This window comes from Umezawaea endophytica, assembly GCF_025061645.1.
Taxonomy (GTDB): domain Bacteria; phylum Actinomycetota; class Actinomycetes; order Mycobacteriales; family Pseudonocardiaceae; genus Umezawaea; species Umezawaea endophytica.
Map to the genome: position 1 here is coordinate 38,648 of NZ_JANYMP010000012.1, position 18,512 is coordinate 57,159.

Annotated in this window: 18 protein-coding genes; 5 read left to right on the forward strand and 13 right to left on the reverse strand. The window is 70.7% G+C overall.

Annotation, left to right across the window (positions count from 1 at the left end; genetic code table 11):
• The first annotated feature begins 9 nt into the window (after positions 1-9).
• From NZH93_RS24365 to NZH93_RS24375, 3 genes are all read left to right on the forward strand, one after another.
• A complete protein-coding gene (locus tag NZH93_RS24365) occupies positions 10-204 on the forward strand; it encodes a DUF397 domain-containing protein (RefSeq protein ID WP_259625503.1) in 195 nt (64 codons plus the stop codon).
• Between the two features lie 130 nt (positions 205-334).
• Complete coding sequence (murA, locus tag NZH93_RS24370; RefSeq protein WP_259625504.1) at positions 335-1,603, forward strand: UDP-N-acetylglucosamine 1-carboxyvinyltransferase; 1,269 nt, start codon at positions 335-337, stop codon at positions 1,601-1,603.
• 178 nt (positions 1,604-1,781) lie between these two features.
• On the forward strand, positions 1,782-3,782 hold the full coding sequence (locus NZH93_RS24375) for an ethylmalonyl-CoA mutase (protein WP_259625505.1): 2,001 nt from the start codon (positions 1,782-1,784) through the stop codon (positions 3,780-3,782).
• On the opposite strand, the gene NZH93_RS24380 is transcribed toward NZH93_RS24375, so the two are convergent.
• The gene (locus tag NZH93_RS24380) at positions 3,768-4,292 is read right to left on the reverse strand and encodes a cysteine hydrolase family protein (protein WP_259625506.1); all 525 of its coding nucleotides are present in this window, start codon (positions 4,290-4,292) and stop codon (positions 3,768-3,770) included. The genes NZH93_RS24375 and NZH93_RS24380 overlap by 15 nt on opposite strands.
• A 72-nt stretch (positions 4,293-4,364) precedes the next feature.
• Between NZH93_RS24380 and NZH93_RS24385 the strand changes: the two genes are divergently transcribed.
• Together NZH93_RS24385 and NZH93_RS24390 are read left to right on the forward strand one after the other, a co-directional pair.
• Positions 4,365-5,309, forward strand: a complete 945-nt coding sequence (locus NZH93_RS24385) for a GlxA family transcriptional regulator (protein ID WP_259625507.1) — start codon at positions 4,365-4,367, stop codon at positions 5,307-5,309.
• Between the two features lie 41 nt (positions 5,310-5,350).
• Complete coding sequence (locus NZH93_RS24390) at positions 5,351-6,124, forward strand: enoyl-CoA hydratase-related protein (RefSeq protein ID WP_259625508.1); 774 nt, start codon at positions 5,351-5,353, stop codon at positions 6,122-6,124.
• Positions 6,125-6,458: 334 nt separating this feature from the next.
• Here NZH93_RS24390 and NZH93_RS24395 read toward each other — a convergent pair whose 3' ends face one another.
• Genes NZH93_RS24395 through NZH93_RS24450 form a run of 12 tightly spaced genes read right to left on the reverse strand, consistent with a single transcriptional unit; the run spans position 6,459 to position 18,323 of the window.
• Positions 6,459-7,841: a nitrosuccinate lyase gene (locus tag NZH93_RS24395; RefSeq protein ID WP_259625509.1), complete on the reverse strand. Its 1,383-nt coding sequence runs from the start codon at positions 7,839-7,841 to the stop codon at positions 6,459-6,461.
• Positions 7,838-9,700: an FAD/NAD(P)-binding protein gene (locus NZH93_RS24400; RefSeq protein WP_259625510.1), complete on the reverse strand. Its 1,863-nt coding sequence runs from the start codon at positions 9,698-9,700 to the stop codon at positions 7,838-7,840. The genes NZH93_RS24395 and NZH93_RS24400 overlap by 4 nt, the downstream gene beginning before the upstream one ends.
• The gene (gene avaA7 / locus NZH93_RS24405; RefSeq protein WP_259625511.1) at positions 9,697-10,620 is read right to left on the reverse strand and encodes a 3-diazoavenalumate denitrifying reductase; all 924 of its coding nucleotides are present in this window, start codon (positions 10,618-10,620) and stop codon (positions 9,697-9,699) included. The genes NZH93_RS24400 and avaA7 overlap by 4 nt, the downstream gene beginning before the upstream one ends.
• Before the next feature lie 3 nt (positions 10,621-10,623).
• Positions 10,624-11,145, reverse strand: coding sequence for a hypothetical protein (locus NZH93_RS24410; protein WP_259625512.1), 522 nt, complete (start codon positions 11,143-11,145; stop codon positions 10,624-10,626).
• Positions 11,142-12,806, reverse strand: coding sequence for a 3-aminoavenalumate diazotase (gene avaA6 / locus NZH93_RS24415; RefSeq protein ID WP_259625513.1), 1,665 nt, complete (start codon positions 12,804-12,806; stop codon positions 11,142-11,144). The genes NZH93_RS24410 and avaA6 overlap by 4 nt, the downstream gene beginning before the upstream one ends.
• Entirely contained in the window at positions 12,803-13,348 is a 546-nt protein-coding gene (locus tag NZH93_RS24420) for a beta-ketoacyl synthase N-terminal-like domain-containing protein (protein WP_259625514.1), read from the reverse strand. The genes avaA6 and NZH93_RS24420 overlap by 4 nt, the downstream gene beginning before the upstream one ends.
• Positions 13,345-14,487 carry a beta-ketoacyl-[acyl-carrier-protein] synthase family protein gene (locus NZH93_RS24425; protein WP_259625515.1) on the reverse strand — a complete coding sequence of 381 codons (1,143 nt, stop codon included), beginning with the start codon at positions 14,485-14,487 and terminating at the stop codon, positions 13,345-13,347. Before NZH93_RS24425 ends, NZH93_RS24420 begins: the two co-directional genes overlap by 4 nt.
• Positions 14,480-14,746, reverse strand: coding sequence for a hypothetical protein (locus tag NZH93_RS24430; RefSeq protein WP_259625516.1), 267 nt, complete (start codon positions 14,744-14,746; stop codon positions 14,480-14,482). Before NZH93_RS24430 ends, NZH93_RS24425 begins: the two co-directional genes overlap by 8 nt.
• Positions 14,743-15,012, reverse strand: coding sequence for an acyl carrier protein (locus tag NZH93_RS24435; RefSeq protein WP_259625517.1), 270 nt, complete (start codon positions 15,010-15,012; stop codon positions 14,743-14,745). Before NZH93_RS24435 ends, NZH93_RS24430 begins: the two co-directional genes overlap by 4 nt.
• A 25-nt stretch (positions 15,013-15,037) precedes the next feature.
• Positions 15,038-16,423, reverse strand: coding sequence for a class I adenylate-forming enzyme family protein (locus NZH93_RS24440; protein WP_259625518.1), 1,386 nt, complete (start codon positions 16,421-16,423; stop codon positions 15,038-15,040).
• On the reverse strand, positions 16,423-17,514 hold the full coding sequence (locus NZH93_RS24445; protein WP_259625519.1) for a 3-dehydroquinate synthase II family protein: 1,092 nt from the start codon (positions 17,512-17,514) through the stop codon (positions 16,423-16,425). The genes NZH93_RS24440 and NZH93_RS24445 overlap by 1 nt, the downstream gene beginning before the upstream one ends.
• Complete coding sequence (locus NZH93_RS24450) at positions 17,511-18,323, reverse strand: 2-amino-3,7-dideoxy-D-threo-hept-6-ulosonate synthase (protein WP_259625520.1); 813 nt, start codon at positions 18,321-18,323, stop codon at positions 17,511-17,513. Before NZH93_RS24450 ends, NZH93_RS24445 begins: the two co-directional genes overlap by 4 nt.
• Positions 18,324-18,512: the final 189 nt, after the last annotated feature.

Below are 18,512 nucleotides of genomic sequence, written 5' to 3' on the forward strand. Positions count from 1 at the left end.
GGGGGTGGCATGACCGATCTCAGCCATGCCACGTGGCGCAAGAGCAGTCGATCCGGTGGGGACAACGGACAGTGCGTGGAGCTGGCCCACAGCGGCCAGGCCATCCGCGACTCCAAGAACCCCTCCGGCCACGCCCTCCGCTTCGACCAGCGCACCGCCGTCCGGTTCCTGGCGGCCGTCAAGAACGGCCGCTTCGACCACTGACGCGGCGCCCGGCCCCCGAACCCGCGTTCGGGGGCCGGACCTTTTCCGCACTCCGAGGGGCTCAGGCACGGGCTCGATCCAGAACGTCCGTAGGATCGCCGCTCAGGGGCAAGCGTTGAGGAGTTCTTTGGTGAGTGAGCATTTCCGGGTTCACGGCGGTGCGCGCCTGGTCGGCGAGGTCGATGTCGTCGGGGCGAAGAACAGCGTGTTGAAGCTGATGGCGGCGGCTCTGCTCGCCGAGGGCACGTCGACCATCACGAACTGCCCGGAGATCCTGGACGTGCCGCTCATGGCGGACGTCCTGCGGAGCCTCGGGTGCGTCGTCGTCATCGAGGGCGATGTGGTCACCATCACCACGCCGGGTGAGCTGAACCACCGCGCGGACTCCGAGGCGATGGGCAAGCTCCGCGCGTCGGTGTGCGTGCTCGGGCCGCTCGTGGGTCGGTGCAAGCGCGCGGTCGTGGCGCTGCCCGGCGGGGACGCGATCGGTTCGCGGCCGTTGGACATGCACCAGGCGGGGCTGCGGAAGCTCGGCGCCACGACGGAGATCGAGCACGGCTGCGTCGTCGCGAACGCCGCGGGCCTGCACGGCGCCCAGATCTGGCTGGACTTCCCCAGCGTGGGCGCGACCGAGAACATCCTGATGGCCGCGGTGCTGGCCAAGGGCACGACGGTGATCGACAACGCGGCCCGCGAGCCGGAGATCATCGACATCTGCCTGATGCTCCAGCAGATGGGCGCGAAGATCGAGGGCGCGGGCACGTCCACGCTCACCGTGCACGGCGTCGACAGCCTGAACCCGACGCAGCACCGCGTCGTCGGCGACCGGATCGTCGGCGCGACGTGGGCGTTCGCCGCCGCCATGACCCGCGGCGACATCCGCGTCCGCGGCGTCAACCCGCACCACATCGACCTCGTGCTGGAGAAGCTCCGCATGGCGGGCGCCGAGGTCACCACCTACGAGGGCGGCCCGGACGAGGGTTTCCGCGTGGTGCAGGAGGGGCGGCCCAAGTCGGTCGACTTCGTCACCCTGCCGTACCCCGGTTTCGCGACGGACAACCAGCCGTTCGCCATCGCGCTGTCCACGGTCTCCGAGGGCACGTCGATGATCACCGAGAACCTGTTCGAGGCCCGGTTCCGGTTCATCGAGGAGATGATCCGCCTGGGCGCCGACGCCCGCACCGACGGCCACCACGCCGTCGTCCGCGGCGTCGAACGCCTCTCCAGCGCCCCGGTGTGGGCGTCGGACATCCGCGCGGGCGCGGGCCTCGTGCTGGCGGGCCTGTGCGCGGACGGCGCGACCGAGGTGTACGAGATCTTCCACATCGAACGCGGCTACCCCGGCTTCGTGGAGAACCTCCGCAAGCTCGGCGCGAGCGTCGAACGCGTCACGGCGTAGGAACGGACCGACGAGGGGCGCCCACCGGGACCACCGGCGGGCGCCCCTGCGTGCGTTGGTGACCCCGCCCACGATCGGGTGCCCAATACCGATTCAGTGAGCAACGGCACGTGGACGCGGTGTTACTGATCAGTACGCTACGGGCAACAACGTCGTCACCGGCCTCCGGGAGGTTGTCTTGCCGTACCCGGCCGACCGCGAGCGCGACCGCCCGTGGGTCATGAGGACCTACGCGGGGCACTCGTCCGCTTCCGCGTCCAACGAGCTGTACCGGCGGAACCTCGCCAAGGGCCAGACGGGGCTGTCGGTGGCGTTCGACCTGCCGACGCAGACCGGCTACGACCCCGACGACGAACTCGCCAAGGGCGAGGTGGGCAAGGTCGGCGTGCCGATCAGCCACATCGGTGACATGCGCAGGCTGTTCGACGGGATCCCGTTCGACGGCGCGAACACGTCCATGACGATCAACGCGACGGCGATGTGGCTGCTGGCGCTGTACGTGAGCGTGGCCGAGGAGCACGGCGCCGACCCGAACCAGCTCGCCGGGACGACCCAGAACGACATCATCAAGGAGTACCTGTCGCGCGGGACGTACGTGTTCCCGCCCGGCCCGAGCCTGCGGCTGATCACGGACATGGTCGCGTGGACCGTGTCGAACGTGCCGAAGTGGAACCCGATCAACATTTGCAGCTACCACCTCCAGGAAGTGGGCGCGACGCCCGCGCAGGAGGTCGCGTACGCGATGTCGACGGCCATCGCGGTGCTGGACTCCGTCCGCGACTCCGGGCAGGTGCCGCCGGAGCGGTTCGGCGACGTCGTCGCGCGCATGTCGTTCTTCGTGAACGCGGGCGTGCGGTTCGTCGAGGAGATGTGCAAGATGCGGGCGTTCACCCAGCTCTGGGACGACATCACCCGCGAGCGGTACGGGATCGAGGACCCGAAGCAGCGGCGGTTCCGGTACGGCGTGCAGGTCAACTCGCTCGGGTTGACGGAGGCGCAGCCGGAGAACAACGTGCAGCGCATCGTGCTGGAGATGCTGGCCGTGTCGCTGTCGCGCGACGCCCGCGCCCGCGCGATCCAGTTGCCCGCGTGGAACGAGGCGCTCGGCCTGCCGCGGCCGTGGGACCAGCAGTGGGCGCTGCGGATGCAGCAGGTGCTCGCGTACGAGACGGACCTGTTGGAGTACCAGGACATCTTCGAGGGCTCGAAGGTGGTCGAGGCCAAGGTCGCGGAGATCATCGCCGGGGCGCGCGAGGAGATCGACCGCGTGCAGGCGATGGGCGGCGCGGTCGCGGCCGTCGAGAGCGGCTACATGAAGTCGGCGCTCGTCAGCTCGCTGGCCGACCGGCGTCGCCGGGTCGAGTCCGGTGAGGACGTCGTGGTGGGCGTGAACAAGTTCGCCACGAGCGAGCCGTCGCCGTTGCAGGCCGAGGGCGCCAAGGCGATCGAGACGATCGACCCGATCGTCGAACTCCAAGCGGTGGAAGCGATCCGCGAGTGGCGGGCCGGGCGGGACGAGTCGCTGGTGGACTCGACGCTGACGGCGCTGCGCGCGGCGGCGAAGACGGACGCGAACCTGGTCGAGGTGACCATCGCGTGCGCCAAGGCCGGCGTCACGACCGGCGAGTGGTCGCAGGCGCTGCGCGAGACGTTCGGTGAATACCGGGCTCCCACAGGGGTTTCCGCCGCGTCGGCGTCCGGCGAGGCGGGCACGGAGATCGCACGGGTGCGCGACCGGGTGCGGGCCACGGGCGAGGAGATCGGCGAACGGCTGCGCATCCTGGTCGGCAAGCCCGGTCTGGACGGCCACTCGAACGGTGCCGAGCAGGTCGCCGTCCGGGCCCGCGACGTCGGGTTCGAGGTGGTGTACCAGGGGATCCGGCTCACGCCCGCGCAGATCACGTCCGCCGCCGTGCAGGAGGACGTGCACGTCGTCGGGCTGTCGATCCTGTCCGGGTCGCACCTGGAGGTCGTGCCCGCCGTGGTCGACGGCCTCCGGGAGGCCGGTGCCGGTGACATCCCGGTCATCGTCGGGGGGATCATCCCGCCCGACGACGCCGAGAAGCTCAGGGAACGCGGTGTGGCCAGGGTGTTCACGCCGAAGGACTACGAACTCACGCAGATCATGGACGAGATCGTCACGGTGATCCGCGAGTTCCACGGGCTAGAGGCGGTCTAGCACCTCCTTGGTGCTGCTGATCTCCGCGAAGCCGCCGCCGCGCAGGTTCGCCACCGTGGCGGCGGTGAGCTGGTCCGCGGTGAGGTCTTCCAGGTCGAACGTGAAGGTGGCGTCGATCGCGACGACCACGCGGTAGCCGAGGTTGCCGCCGACGCGCGCCGTCGTCTCCACGCACATGTTGGTCTGGATGCCCGCCAGCGTGATGTCGGTGATGCCCCGGTTCGTCAGCCACGCGTGGAGGTCGACCTCGCCGTGGAAGGCGGAGTTGACGGTCTTCGCGAACACCAGGTCCGGCCGCACGTCGTCGAGTTCGGGCTTGAAGGTGTTGCCGGTCGTGCCCGCCGCCAGTGGCGAGCCGGGTTTCGCGGAGTCGTGCCGGACCAGCACGACCGGGCCCCGCCAGGCCTTGGCGAGGGCGGCGATGTTGGCCTCGGCGTCGGGGTTGTTGCGCGGGCCCCAGAAGGCGTCGTCGAAGCCGCGCTGCACGTCGATCAGGATCAGGGCTGTCATGCGTCCTACTGTCGGCGGTCGGGGCGGGGTCGGGGGAGTGGCAAGAGGTGCGCGTTGCGGTACTTTCCTGCCATGCGCACCGTGGGCGTTCTGCTGCTGCCGGACAGCCGGATCTTCGACGTGTCGGTGGTGTGCGAGGTCTGGGGGATCGACCGGGGCGATTCGGGCGTGCCGCCGTTCGAGCTGCGGATCTGCGCCGAGGACGGGGCGGTGACGCCGCTCTCGCCGCTCGGCTCGATGGCGGCGACCCACGGGCTGGCCGGGCTGGTCGACTGCGACCTCGTGGTCGTGCCGGGGCGCGGTGAACCGTTCGCCGACGTCTCCGCCGCCGCGGTGGAGGCGTTGCGGGCCGCGACCGGTGTCGTCGCGGGGTTGTGCTCGGGGTCGTTCGTGCTGGCGGCGGCCGGGCTGCTGGACGGCCGTTCGGCCACCACGCACTGGCGGATGCTCGACGAGTTGACGGCGGCGGCGCCGAAGGCGCTGGTGCGGCGGGACGTGCTGTTCACCTCGGACGACCCCGTGTACACGTCGGCCGGGGTGCTCGGCGGGGTCGATCTGTGCCTGCACCTGGTTCGCCGCGACCACGGTGCTGAGGTCGCGGCGACCGTGGCCCGGCGGATGGTCATGCCGCCTGTGCGGGAGGGTGACCAGCGGCAGTACGCGGAAGCTCCGATCCCTTCGCGCACGGCCAAGTCCGACATGGCGTCCACTGTGGATTGGGCGGTGGAGCGGTTGGCCGATCCGATCGGTGTGGGCGACCTGGCCCGGCATGCCGGGTTGAGCGGGCGGACGTTCCACCGGGCGTTCGTCGACGCGACCGGTAGTACGCCTGGGCGGTGGCTTCAGGTGCAGCGGGTGAGGTTGGCGCAGCGGCTGCTGGAGACGACCGACCTGCCGGTGCATCGGGTGGCTGAGAGGGCGGGGTTGGGGACGCCTGCGAATCTGCGGCGTCGGTTGCACGCTGAGCTTGGGGTTGGGCCGGATGCTTACCGTCGTACGTTCCGGGTCGCGGGGTAGGTGGGCGTTGCGGGGTGGGTGGTCGCGCTACCGTCGGGGGCATGGCCGACTACCAGCACCTGATCGTCGAGCACTCCGCCGACGTCGTGCGTATCACGATGAACCGACCGGCTCGGCGGAATTCGTTGACGTTCGAGCATTTGACCGAGTTGTTGGGGGCGTTCCACGAGGCTGCTGGGAGTGGGGCTTCGGGGATCGTGCTCGGTGGGGCTGGGCCGGTGTTCTCGGCTGGGCATGATTTCGGGGATGTCGCTGCTCGGGATCTGGATGGGGTTCGGGAGTTGTTGACGTTGTGCACGGATTTGATGCGGACTATTGAGTCTGTGCCGCAGGTTGTTGTTGCTCGGGTGCATGGGTTGGCTACTGCTGCTGGGTGTCAGTTGGTGGCTTCTTGTGATTTGGCTGTGGCTGCGGAGGGGGCTGGGTTTGCTTTGCCTGGGGGGAAGGGTGGGTGGTTCTGCCATACGCCTGCTGTGCCGGTGGCTCGGGCGATTGGGCGTAAGCGGGTGATGGAGATGGCGTTGACCGGGGATGTGGTTGACGCTGTTACCGCTGAGAGGTGGGGGTTGGTCAATCGGGTGGTGCCTGGTGAGGGTTTGGACGCTGCTGTGGATGAGTTGTTGGGGAGGGCTACTCGGGGGTCTCGGGCTAGTAAGGCCGTGGGGAAGCAGACGTTGTACGCGCAGTTGGATCGGCCTGAGGCGGATGCTTACGCGATTGCGGTGGAGGTTATGGCTGCTGCTGCGCAGACGCCTGCGGCTGTGGAGGGGCGGGAGGCGTTTTTGGGGAAGAGGGCGCCTGTTTGGACGGATTGAGGTGGGGGTTGGTGAGCTTTGTGGGGGAGGGTTTGGTGGGGGAGGGTTTGGTGGGGGTTGAGTTGGTGGGGGTCGTGGGGTTGGGTTTCGCCCCGATCTTTTGATTGTTTCGATGCCCGTTCGTGTTTGTCAAGGCGGGAAAGATGCCTTGACAAACACGAACGGGCACGAACTGCGCTGGGGATCGGGGGGCTGGGTGGGGTGTGGGCTCGGCCCAGGTGGGTGGGGGGTTGGGTTGCTTTGGCGGCTGGCTGTGGGGGTGGTGGTGGGCCTCGGTTTGGTGGGGGTTGGGTGGCTTAGGGCCGCTGGCTGTGGCGTTGGTGGTGGGTCCGGGTTAGGAGCCGGTGTAGTTGCGGTAGCGGAGTAGTACGCGGTCTACCAATTGGGCTGCTGCGCCGGTGTAGTGGGCTGGGTCCAGTAGGTCGTCCAGGTCTACCCCGGCCAGGTCTGGGAGGGGGCGTAGGACGTCGGCCAAGGACGTGCCTGTGGTGGATGCTTCTGTGGAGGCGCTGGTTAGTAGGGACTTTGCTTTTGCCTTGCCCAGTACTGGGGTTAGGGCTACTGCTAGGCGTTCTGCGACTATGGCGCCGCGGGTGAGGTCTACGTTGGCGCGCATCCTGTCGGTGTCCACCTCTAGGCCTTCGGCCAGTTCGGCTGCGGTGAAGGTGGCGCCGCCGGTTAGGCGTAGGGCTTCTCTTAGTGCTTGCCATTCGGCGTGCCAGGCGCCTGCTGGGCGTTCGTCCTCGGCGATCATGCTTTGGGCCAGTACCAGTGATAGTGCGGGTACCTGGCGGGCTGCGGAGACGATCAGGGTGGCCAGTACTGGGTTTCGCTTCTGCGGCATGGCGGAGGAGGTGCCTCTGCCTTCGGCTGCTGGTTCGGCTACCTCGGCGATTTCGGTGCGGGACAGGGTTTGTACGTCTACTGCGAACTTGCCCAGCGCGCCGGTGACGAAGCTGAGGACCGCGCCCAGGTCGGCTATCGGGGTGCGGACGGTGTGCCACGGTAGGACTGGTTCGGCCAATCCCAACTCCTCGGCGAATGGGGCGATCAGTTCTACGCCGTGCAGTGGTAGGCCGCCTTCCAGTTCGGCGAACTCGCCGTAGGCGGCCAGGGTGCCTGCTGCGCCGCCCAATGAGGCGGGTAGGCCTGCGGAGGCGACTGAGCGGACTCGGGCCAGGGCGTCCAGTACCAGTTGTAGCCAGCTCGCTACCTTGAGGCCGAAGGTGGTGGGTACTGCGTGCTGGGCCAGGGTTCTGCCTGCTACCAGGGTGTCGCGGTGTTCCTCGGCCAGGGTTGCCAAGGCGGCGGCTACTCGGCTCAGGTCGCCGTCGATCTGGGCTAGTACGCGGCGGGCGATGAGCATCGCGGCGGAGTCGAGTACGTCCTGGCTGGTGGAGCCGCGGTGCACGTGTTCTGCCGCTTCGGGGTCTACCGCGGCCACCAGGGCGGTGAACGCGGGGACCAGTGCCACCACGGGGTTTGCCGCGGCGCGTGAAGCTCGTGCCAGTGCGACGACGTCCAGGCCGCCCGCCTCGGCCGTCTTGGTGATCACCTCGGCGTGCGCGGCGGGGACCAGGCCCAGCTTGGCCTGTGATCTGGCCAGTGCCGCCTCCACCTCCAGCATCGCCCTCAGCCACGCCTCGTCGCAGGTGGTCGCCTCGACCGGGGTGCCCGACCACGTCGGGGCCAGCAGTCCGGAATCGGTGCGGCTCAAGCGCTCACGCTCCTGTACTGGGGGTGGACGGTCAGCACGGCTCGGGCGATGGCGTCGGCGTCCTCCAGCGTCACGGAGCCGACGCCGGGGCGGATGCCCGCCGCCGTCACCCAGTGCACGCCCTCGGTGGGCACGCCGAACGCGAACCTGGCCGGGTGTGCCGCTCCGGTGCGGTCGACCAGGCGGTACGGCCGCTCGGTCACGGCCAGGCCGCCGGTCTCGTAGCCGCCGACCTGGTACGGCCGGGAACGGCCGGTGGTGAGCAGGTAGCGCAGCAGTGGGTTGGCGCTGCGCCGCAGGTCGATGTCGGGCAACCGGGCGTCGATGAGGCCCCGGCAGCGGACGGGCGGGCCGGGCACGGTCTCGGAGTCGACCAGGAACACGCCCTCGGAGGTGGACCGGCGGATGCGGACGCGCGGGCCGACGACGTGCAGCACGCCCGCTTCGACCAGGGCGATCATCTCCTCGATCCGGCGCACGGGCGGGCCGATCGACGTGAACGCGTTGAGCGGGTTGTACCAACCCTCCAACTCGTCGCGGTAGGAGTCGCCGCTGATGCCGCTGTGGTCCACCACGAGCCGGATCTCGTTGCGCAGGTCCCTGAGCACGTCCAGCGCCGACTTGAGCGGGCTGGACAGGTTGCCGAGCCGGGCCTCGCGCACGTCGTGGCGCAGGTGGTCCAGCAGCCAGCCGCGGAAGTCGTCGCGACCGGTGAACACCCGGTCGCCCTGCGGGCGTTCGACCAGGCCCCAGTCCCAGCGCTCGGTGATCCCGTACCGGGCCAGCAGGCGTTCGTCGTCGGCCGGGTTGCCCTCCACAAAGGACTGGAGGAAGTCCTGTGCCCGCTGTGGCTCCACGAGCAGGCCGTAGTAGACCGCGCGGACCTCGCGGTCCACCAACGGCCACACGGCGTCGCGGAAGCCGACCGGCTCGCCGGACTCGGCCCGCTTGCGCAGGCCCGCGATGACCGTCTCGGTGAGGAAGTACGGCCGGTGCCTGCCGTGCGGGCCCTTCTGGTTCTCGCCGCGCGCGTGGTACGGCACGCCGCGCCGGGAACCCACGTGCAGCACCGGTTCCAGTCCGGACGGTCGGTACCGCAGGCCGTCGTCGACGCGGTCGAACGCACCGCCGCGGCCGACGGTCAGCAGCGCCAGGTAGTCGAAGAAGTTCAGCCCGATCCCGCGCACCGCGACCGGCATGCCGGGCGTGATGCCGCTCAGGTCGACGTCCGCCGGGTTGGCCGGTTCGACGTGGCCGAGCTTGTGCCGCGACGCGAACCTGCGGTTCTCGTCCTGGTCGCGGCTGCGCGCGAGCGGACCGTGCCCGAGCGCCAGCACGACCGCGTCGAGCCCGCCGAGCCTGGTGCCGTCGAGCAGCGTCACGGTTTGGCGCCCGTCGGCGGTGTCGTCGACGGCGACCGCCGTGCCCTCGTGCACCGCGACGGTCACCGACGCGGGCGCGCCGGCCACCAGCCCGCGGAACACCCAGGCCAGGTACCGGCCGTAGAACGCCCTGGTCGGGTAGTCGTCCGGCCCGAGCGCGCGGGCCTGTTCGGGTTCCCCGCAGTCGACCAGGCCGTCCACGGCCATCCGCGCCCACTCGTACAGGCTCGGACCGGGCACCACGGGCCCCTCGCACGGCACGCTGTCGTCGGTGAACAGGCTGATCTGCGAGGCGACCGTGTTCATCAGCAGGTGCCCGGACTGGTGGGTGCGCCACACCCCGCCGGGGCCGGGCGGGAACGGGTCCACGACGTGCACCTCGACCTCGCGGCCGTCGGTGGCGTTGGCGCAGATCCGCTCCAGCACGGAGGTCCCGCGCGGTCCGGCCCCGACCAGGCAGATCCGCAGGACGCTCATCCGGACGCCAGTCCTCGCCGCCACGACACCGTCGGCTTCCAGCCCAGCTCGGTGCGCGCCCGGTCGGTGCGGGCGCCGCGCATGGCCGTGAGCTGGTGGTGCGCCACCCACCCCAGGACCCTCTCGGCGATGTCCGACGGCAGCACGCGCGGTGGAGGCGCCCCGAGCATGCGCGCGTACTCCGGCAGCCACGTCGACCCCTCGGCCGGGTCGTCGTCGGCGATGTTGAACACCCCGGTCGCCTCGCTGTCCACAGCGGACAGAGCGGCCAGAGCGGCGTCCTGGACGTGCAGGAACGACGTCACGCCCGTGGCGACGTCGGGGATCGGCAGCTTGCCCCGGCCGACCTTCGCGCCGAACGGGCCTTCGGGGTCGTACTGGGTCTGCGCGCCGAACAGCGTGCCGTAGCGCAGGATCGTGCCCGCGACGTCGGGTGTGCCGAGCACCAGCCGTTCCATCTCGGCCACGGCCTGCACGGTCCTGGCCCACGTCGGGTCGGGCGCGTCCAGGTAGAGCGGCGCGTCCTCGTCCAGCACCGGGTCGCCGAGCGGGGCCGTGGCGAACGAGATGCCCTGCACCACCAGCTTCGCCGCGCCCGCCTCCCTGGCCGACATGATCAGGTTCGCGGTGCCCTCGGTGCGCAGCCGGGCCGTGGTCTCCATCGCGTCGGCGTTCATCCGCCGCAACGCGGTGAGCTGGTGCACCACGACGTCCGGCCGGGCCGTGCGCAAGGCGGCGCGCACGGCCACCGGGTCTAGCGCGTCCGCGACGACGACCTCGTCCGCGGTGTCGGCCTGCCCCGTGGTGACGGGCCTCGACCCGTCGCGCACCAGCGCGACGACGTGGTGCCCCCTGCCCCGCAACAGCGGGACCAGCGCGCTCCCGATGAGCCCGGTGGCCCCGGCGACGACGACCCGCATCCCTCAGCTCCCTTCCGGCGCGACGCGCATCAGCAGCCTGCACGCCGCGTCCCCGTGCCGCAGGCAGCCGGTCGAGCAGTTCTCCACCAGCGACACCCCGAGCCCGTCGGACCACCCGGCGTGCACCTCGGTGCACGGGCACTCGTAGCCCTCCAGCGAGCCCGCCATCCGAACCATGGTGACCGCGAAGTTCTGCCGCATGACGACCTCGATCGTGTCGTCGTCGACCACGGCGCACCGGAGGTCGCGCAGCTCGTACGGGAAGGTCCGGTCCGCGCACGCGTCGTAGCGCAGCCGCAGCTCCTCCGCGTCCCGCGCGGGTTTGCCGCCGAACTGGCGCAGGACCTTCCGGCCGATGCTCATGGCGACGTACCGCAGCGCCTCGGCGTTGACCTCGTTGGCGGCGGCGTGCCCGAACCGCTTCGCCACGCCCTGGTACCAGCGGGCGTCGTGCAGCCACCACGCGCGGTAGACGTCGAGCAAGTCCGCGCGGGTGGTCGTGCCCGCCTCTTCGATCGCCGTCATCCCCGCCCTCCGGCGAGCTGCTCCTGGAACCGCTCGCGCATGAGCCGCTTGAGGACCTTGCCGGTCGCGCCCTTGATCACGTCGGTCGCGTCCATCCGCAGTGCCCGCGTCAACGGCGGGAAACCCTTGGAGCGCAACGTCTCATTCACCAGCTCCGTCCACTTGGCATCGTCCGCGCCCCCCTCCTCGGCGGCGAGTTGCAGCAGCACGTACGCGTCCGCCACGCCGTCGCCGTCCCAGTCGGCGCGCACGCCCTCCGGAGCCACGCCGACGACCGTGCAGTCGGCCAGCGCGGGGATCTCGGCCAGCAGCAGTTCCTCGGTGCGGGTGCTGAAGACGATGCCCTCCGCCGTGCGGATCGCGTCCGGCGCGCGGTCGAGGTGGTAGAAGTTGCCCTCCTCGTCCTGTGTGGACAGGTCGCCGGTCAGCCAGTAGCCGCCGAGCCGCAACCGGTGGAACGTCAGCGAGTCGTTCCAGTAACCCGGCGTCAGCGTTGGGGAGCGTACCCCGAGCCTGCCCACCTCGCCTGGGGGAAGTGGCTGCCCGTCCTCGGACAGCACCGCCGCCTCGGCGAAGCTGATCGGCTTGCCGATGCAGCGGCCGTAGGCGGAACTGCCGGGCTTGTGCCCGTTGTGGAAGATCGAGTAACCGGTCTCCGACGAGCCGAGGCCGTCGGTGAACACCGAGCCGGGGACCCTGATCCGCTGGAAGTCCGCGCCCACCTCGAGGTGGCTGCCCTGCGCGATGAGCGCGCGCACGTGCGCCTCGTGGGCCGCGTCCCCGGTGTTGTACCAGGCTTCCACGCTCTCCAGGTCGCGCGCGGCCAGGTCCTCCGCGGCGATCTCGCCGTACGTCCCGGCGAACGCGAAGATGGTGGTGGGGTGGAACTCCTCGGCCGCGTCCAGCACGTCGACGCCGCGCTGGCTGGACAGCAGCATCACCGGCGAGCGCAGCAGGAAGCCGAACATCATCACCGACACCGCGGCGTTGTGCGAGCCCGGCAGCGCCACCAGCAGCCTGCCCATGGCCCCGCCGACCGACAGCCGCAACCGGTGCAACTGGGCGTACAGCAGGGTTTCGTGGGTGTGCGGCACCGCCTTCGGCATCCCCGTCGTGCCGGACGAGTGCGAGATGATGATCGGGTCGGTCGGGTGGTGCCGGTACGGGTAGCCCTCCGGCAGCGGCCCCGTCGCGCTGATGTCGGCCGCGGTGACCAGGAACCCGAGTTCGAGGTCGCCGTCGGCCAGCGTCGCGCGGTGCTCGTCGTCGGCCACCGCGCCGACCGCGCCCTGGCGGCGGACGTACTCGCGGGCGATCTCCGGCCGCAGGTTGCCGTTGACGAACGACGGGATGGCGCCCAGCGACGTCAGCGCCAGGTAGTTCACCGCGAACTCGGTGCTGGAGCGGGTCTGCACGGCGACCGGGTCGCGCGGCTTGACGCCCTGCGCGTGGAACCACGACGCGTAGACCTCGACGGCGGCGTGCAGCTCGCCGAGCGTCAGCACCGACGGGTGGCTGCCGTCGGGCGCGCGCCAGGTGCCGTCGGTCCACAGGACCGGCTCGTCCAGCGGGCGGCCGTGGGCCTTGAGCCGGTGGATCACGTTGCCCGCGCCCAGGGTGGCGTCGGACAGGACCTGCGCGCGTTCCGCCTTGCTGATCATGGTGTCGGCCTTTCAGCCAGTCGTCGGAGGTCGTGCCCGCCGGGCTGGCGGGGCGGGGTGTCGCGGTCGACCAGCAGCGCGACCGCGAAGTCTTCGCCAGGGCGCTCCAGACCCAGTTCCAGGCAGGCTGCTGCGGTGCGGTCGTTCCCGGTCAGCTCGACGCCGACGACGAGCACCCGGTCCAGCTCCTCGTCGTCCAGGAGCAGGTCCGCGGTGTCGAGCAGCGCCGAGCCGAGGTCGGTCATCGCCGACAGCGAGACCAGCGGCCCGGTGATCCCGAACTCCTTGCTCAGGAAGCCGAGGATCGCGTTCGAGGTGGCCTGCATGAACAGCAGCGGGTTGCTCACCTGGCCGCCGATCAGCAGGGTGCTGGCCAGGTCCGTCGTGGTCGAGTCGCCGATCGTGCTGCCCAGCACCAGCGCCGTCCGCGCGCCGTCGCCGGGGTGCTCCAGCAGGCAGCGGTGGGCGACCTCGTGCACGAGCGGGTTGAACTCGGACTCGATGAACCCCGACACCGGGGGGCCGCTGGTGGCGGTCGTCACGGGCGCTCCAGTACGAGTGCGGTGTTGAACCCGCCGAACGCCGCGTTGACGTTCAGCGCGCGCCGGACGTCGGCGTCGCGGGCGGTGTTGGGCACGTAGTCGAGGTCGCAGGACGGGTCGGCCTCGGTGAAGTTCGCGGTCGGCGGCAGGACGCCGTCGGTGAGCGCCAGCAGCGTGATCACGAACTCCACGATCCCGGCGGCCTCCAGCAGGTGCCCGGTCGTGCTCTTGGTCGAGCTGACGGGAACCTGGTCGGCCCGCGTGCCGAACACCTCGTGCAGGCCCTGGGTTTCGGCCGGGTCGTTGAACTTGGTGGCCGTGCCGTGCGCGTTCACGTAGTCGACCAGCAGCCCGTCCGGGTCGCCCGCGCGGCGCAGCGCCCGCTGTGCGGCCGCCGCGAGCCCCGCGCCCTGCGGGTGCGGCCTGGACACGTGGAAGGCGTCCGACGCGGCACCCCACCCGGCGACGGTGGCCAGCGGTCGCGCGCCCCGGCGACGAGCCGCCGACGCCGACTCCAGCACCACGACCGCCGCGCCGTCGCCCAGCAGCATCCCGCTGCGGTCGACGCTGAACGGCCGGACCACGCCGTCGCGCGACAGCGCCCGCCCCGAGTCGAACTTGGCGAAGACCTCCTCCTCGACGAGGTACGCCCCGCCGCAGACGGCCGACTCCAGCCGACCGGACGCGATCAGCCCGCACGCGTGGATGATCGCCGACGCCGAGGCGACGCAGGCGTTGGTGAACGCCAGCCGCTGCCCCGCCGCCCCGATCCGCGCCGCCAGGAGGTCCACGAGGTGCGCGGGCACGGTGTCGGCCACGTCGACGCCCGCCTCACCGCGCCAGAACCGGGTCAGCGTGGCGAAGTCGCCCGACGTGCCGACCAGCACGGCCGTGTCGTCGCGGGCGGTGAACCCGGCCATCTCCACGGCTTCGTCCGCGCAGTCGCCGAGCACGTCCCGCTGCGAGTCGGGCTTGTCGCTCCCGGTGGTGGCGGCGTTCGGCGTCCGGTACGGGCCGGTGTCGAACCGGGTCGTGGGCGCGAACGACGGCACGCCGCCGAAGACGCCGCGCCGGATCGCGTCGGCGCCCCGGCCGAACGCCGTCCGCACGCCGAAGCCGGTCACCACCACCTCAGCCATCGTGCGACTCGCCCGGCCGGACGCGGTTGAGGTAGTCGGTGATGCCGCGCAGGGAGCCGAACTCGGTGAGGTGCTCGTCCTCCGGTTCGACCACCAGGTCGTACCTCGTGCCGAGCTGGTGCAGGAACCACACCAGCCCGAGCGAGTCCAGTGCCAGCTCGGCGTCCTCGTCGAGGTCGGCGGGCAGCTCCGGGAAGATCTTGGGATCGGACAGCAGTTCCCGCACCACCGCCGTCGTGATCTCCACCCGTGTGGTCATGCCGTGGCGCCCCGCTCCACGATGTCGGCCGCCAGCTCGCCAAGGGTCATCGCGCCGAGCGGCTCGATGTCGGTTTCCGGGAACTGCACGTTGAACCGGCGTTCCAGCCGCATGGTCAGCTCGATCAGGCTCAGCGAGTCCAGGTCGATGCCGCCGCTGCCGAGCGGGCTCTGGACGTCGACCTCGTCGGGGGCGATCGGGTGGTTCATGTCCTTGACGACCGTGGTGACGATGAAGTCGCGGATCTCGTTCTCCAGCGTTGGCATGGGCCAACCCCTTCCGTGTGGGGGATCAGGACGTTCCGGGCACGGCGCCGCGCAGGGTCTGCGTGCGCCTGATCAACTTCCCGTTCGACGTGCGGGGCAGTGCGGGCAGCACCCGGATCAGCCGGGGCACCTTGTAGGCGGCCAGCCGGTCGCGGCACCAGCCCGTGAGCTCACCGGCGCCGGGGCCGCCCTCCTCGGCGGACACGTAGGCCTCGATGGACTCGGCGTGGACGACGACCACGTCGGTGATGCGGGGGTGTTGGCGCAGCACGGATTCGACCTCGACCAGGTCGACCTTGAGCCCGCCGATCACCACGAGGGAGTCGCTGCGGCCCAGCAGCCGGACGGCCCCGTGCTCGTCCTGCGCGGCCCGGTCGTGGGTCCGCAGCCAGCCGTCGACGTACCTGTCGGACACCGGGCCCTCGGACTCGAAGAGGTACGGGCTGCCGTCCGGCAGTTCGACCTCCAGCTCACCCGCTTCGACCCGCAGCACGATGCCCGGCGCGGCCTTCCCTACGGCGGGCCACAGGTCGCCGCTCACGTCCATCGCGATCACGCCGGTCTCGGTCGTGCCGTAGGACTCGCCGAGACCGACGCCGAACCGCTCCCGGAACGCCTCCGCGACGCCGGTCGGCATCAGCTCGCCGCCGGACACCGCCGCCCGCAGGGACGGCAGCACCGGCACGGACTTCGCCGTCGTCAGCAGCTCGTAGTGGAACGGCGTGCCGAAGATCGCGTGCACGTCGTGGCGCTCGGCCGTGGCCAGCACGTCCTTGGCCGACAGCCGGGGCGTGAACACCGCCGCGACGCCCGCCGCGAGCGAGTGCAGCAGGCCGGCGACCAGGCCGAAGCTGTGCGCGGTGGAGCTGAGCAGCAGCACCCGCTCCCCGGCCTTGGGCATGCGGTCGATCCGGGTGAACCGCTCGACCTCCGCCGCCAGCGACGCGGGCGTCCTGCCGATCACCTTGGGCTGTCCCGTCGACCCCGAGCTGAACTGGACCAGCCGGTGGTCGGTCGCGGCCCTCGCGCCGTCGCGGTGGTGCTTGGTGACGACCTCGTAGGTCGACTGGAACGCCATCGCGAACCGGCCGCCCGCCGTCGCCCGGACGGTGAACTCGGGGCGGCACAACGTGCGCAGCGCCTCGACCTCGGCAGGCGCGAGCCGGTGGTCGGCCAGCATCACCTGCGCGCCCAACGACCACAGCGCGAACACCACCTCGACCTGGGTGCGGCTCGACGGCACCTGCACGAGGACCGTCGAGCCGTCACCGATGCCGAAACCGCTGAACACCCTGGCCTCCGCGGCCACGGACGCGCGGACCTCGGCCCGGTCCACGACGCGCTCGTCGTGCACCAGGTACGGCAGGTGGCCGGGATGGGCGTCGAACAGGCCTTCCAGGAGCGCCTTCATCAGCTCTCCTTGCAGAATTCGCCGATCGGGATGCCCACGTGCCGCTGGTCCGTCGCCAGGTAGCCGAGCAGCTCGTCGCCCTGCTGGAGCTCCGTGACGTTGCGGACCTTGCCGCCGGGGCCGAGCAGCCGGACGTGCCAGTCGTCCTGCACGGTCAGGCTGACCACGACGCCGTCCACGGAGTGCGCCGTGATGCTCAGCAGCGGGCGGGACTCCAGTTTGGACCGTCCTACCACGACCCGGCGCGTGCGGCCCTCGGAGTTGACCGCGAGGACCGTGCTGCCGGAGTGCAGCTCGCTGAGGTAGTTCGTCCGGTTCTCCGGGCCGAGCACGTAGGAGTGCAGCGCGCCCGCGTTGACCCGGAACGGCCGCGTCGGCATGTACGGCAGCGGGTGGGTTTCGCTACAGGACAACAGGAAACCGGTCGAGAACGAACCGACGAGGATGCCCTCGTCCTCCTCGAAGTGCGTGCACGTGTCGACGCACACCCGGTCGCCGAGGCCGTGGTGCTCGATGCGGTCGACGATCAGCGTGGCCAGCTCCAGCTTCGGGCTGGTCGCCTCCAGCATCCGGCTCAGCGCGAACACCTCGGTGGCGTCCTTCGGCGCGAGCATCACGCCTTCCGAGCCGCGCTCCAGCACGTCGACCACGATCGACGCCTCTTCGATGTCGCCGCAGACCGTGAACAGCTTGCCGGGCGCGCGGTCGGCCGCGGCCAGCACGATCTCCAGCGGGATCTTGGTCGGGTCGGCGAACCACACGATGCTGTAGGGCAGCGCGACCGCCGCGGCGCAGGCCAACTGGAGCGTGCGGTCGTCGCGCACGTCGACCCACGCGGCCACGTTGTCCCGGTCACCCGCGGCGAGCACGAGCGCGTCCAGTTCGGCCTGGTCGGCGACGACGGTCGCGGTGATGCCGGTGAACCCCTCCTCCTCGCCCACCAGCACGCTGACGATGGTCGGGGGCAGGGTGGCGAGCACGGCGGGGTCATCGGAGACGACACCGTGCAGGCGGGAGTGGATGGCGGCGTCCACGACGCCCTCCACGTGCTGCTGGGCCACGGTCCGGAGGTCGATCCAAGCGAGCGTCACAGGGCACCTGTCGTCATCGTCGTCGGGAATCTGGAGAGGTCTTCTCGCACGCCGGGCGCGTGCACCACGGCGGCGAGCCTGGCCACGAGCGACGCCGGGTTGGCGGAGGTGAAGACCTTGCGGCCCACCGCCAAACCCGCGCAGCCCGCGTCCATCAGCTCGGTCGCGTAGGCGATGAGGTCGGAGCCGTCGGTCGGGCCGCCTGCCGCGAGCACCGGGACCGGTGAGTTCGCCACGACCTCCGCCATCCGCCGCACGGGCAGGGTCACCGACGTCTTCACGAGGTCCGCGCCGAGGTCGGCGGCGATGTTGACGACGTGCGCGAGCAGCGCCGGGTCGTGCGGGTCGACGATCCGCGGGCCGCGCGGGTAGATCATCGCGATCAGCGGGAGCCCCCAGGCCTCGCACGCGGTGGCCACCGCGCCGAGGTCGGCCAGTTGCCGCTCCTCGGTGTCGGACCCGATGTTCACGTGCACGCTGACGGCGTCTGCGCCCAGCCGCAGGGCGTCCTCGGCGTCGCCGACGAGCACCTTGGCGTTGGTGTCCGCGGCGTGGGCGGTGCCCGCGCTGAGGTGCACCACGAGCGCGCACGACGCCAGGATCGCGGGCGGCACCAGCCGCGCTCGTCCTTTGTGGACGATGATCGCGTCGGCGCCTCCCTCCACCAGGTCGCGGAGCAGGTCGTGCCACCGGTCGTGGGGCACGACCGGTCCGTCGGACACGCTGTGGTCCAGCGGGACGAACAGGTGCTTCCCGTCGTTCGCCGAGGACAACCGGCGCATCCGGAATAGCTTCCCGGTATTCGTCATGCCGTCTACACCTCCTTTTCAAAAACTGGATCAGCGAAGGAAGTGAATGGAATCGCTTGGTTCGCAAGGCTAGTCACGGCCGTTGGCGGCGGACAAATAACTCTTGCCGATAACTCGTCAGTTATGCCGGTTCACCCGAAACGACCCCTGTTTACGCCCGACGGGCGGCCGCGGGCTCCGTACCGCCAT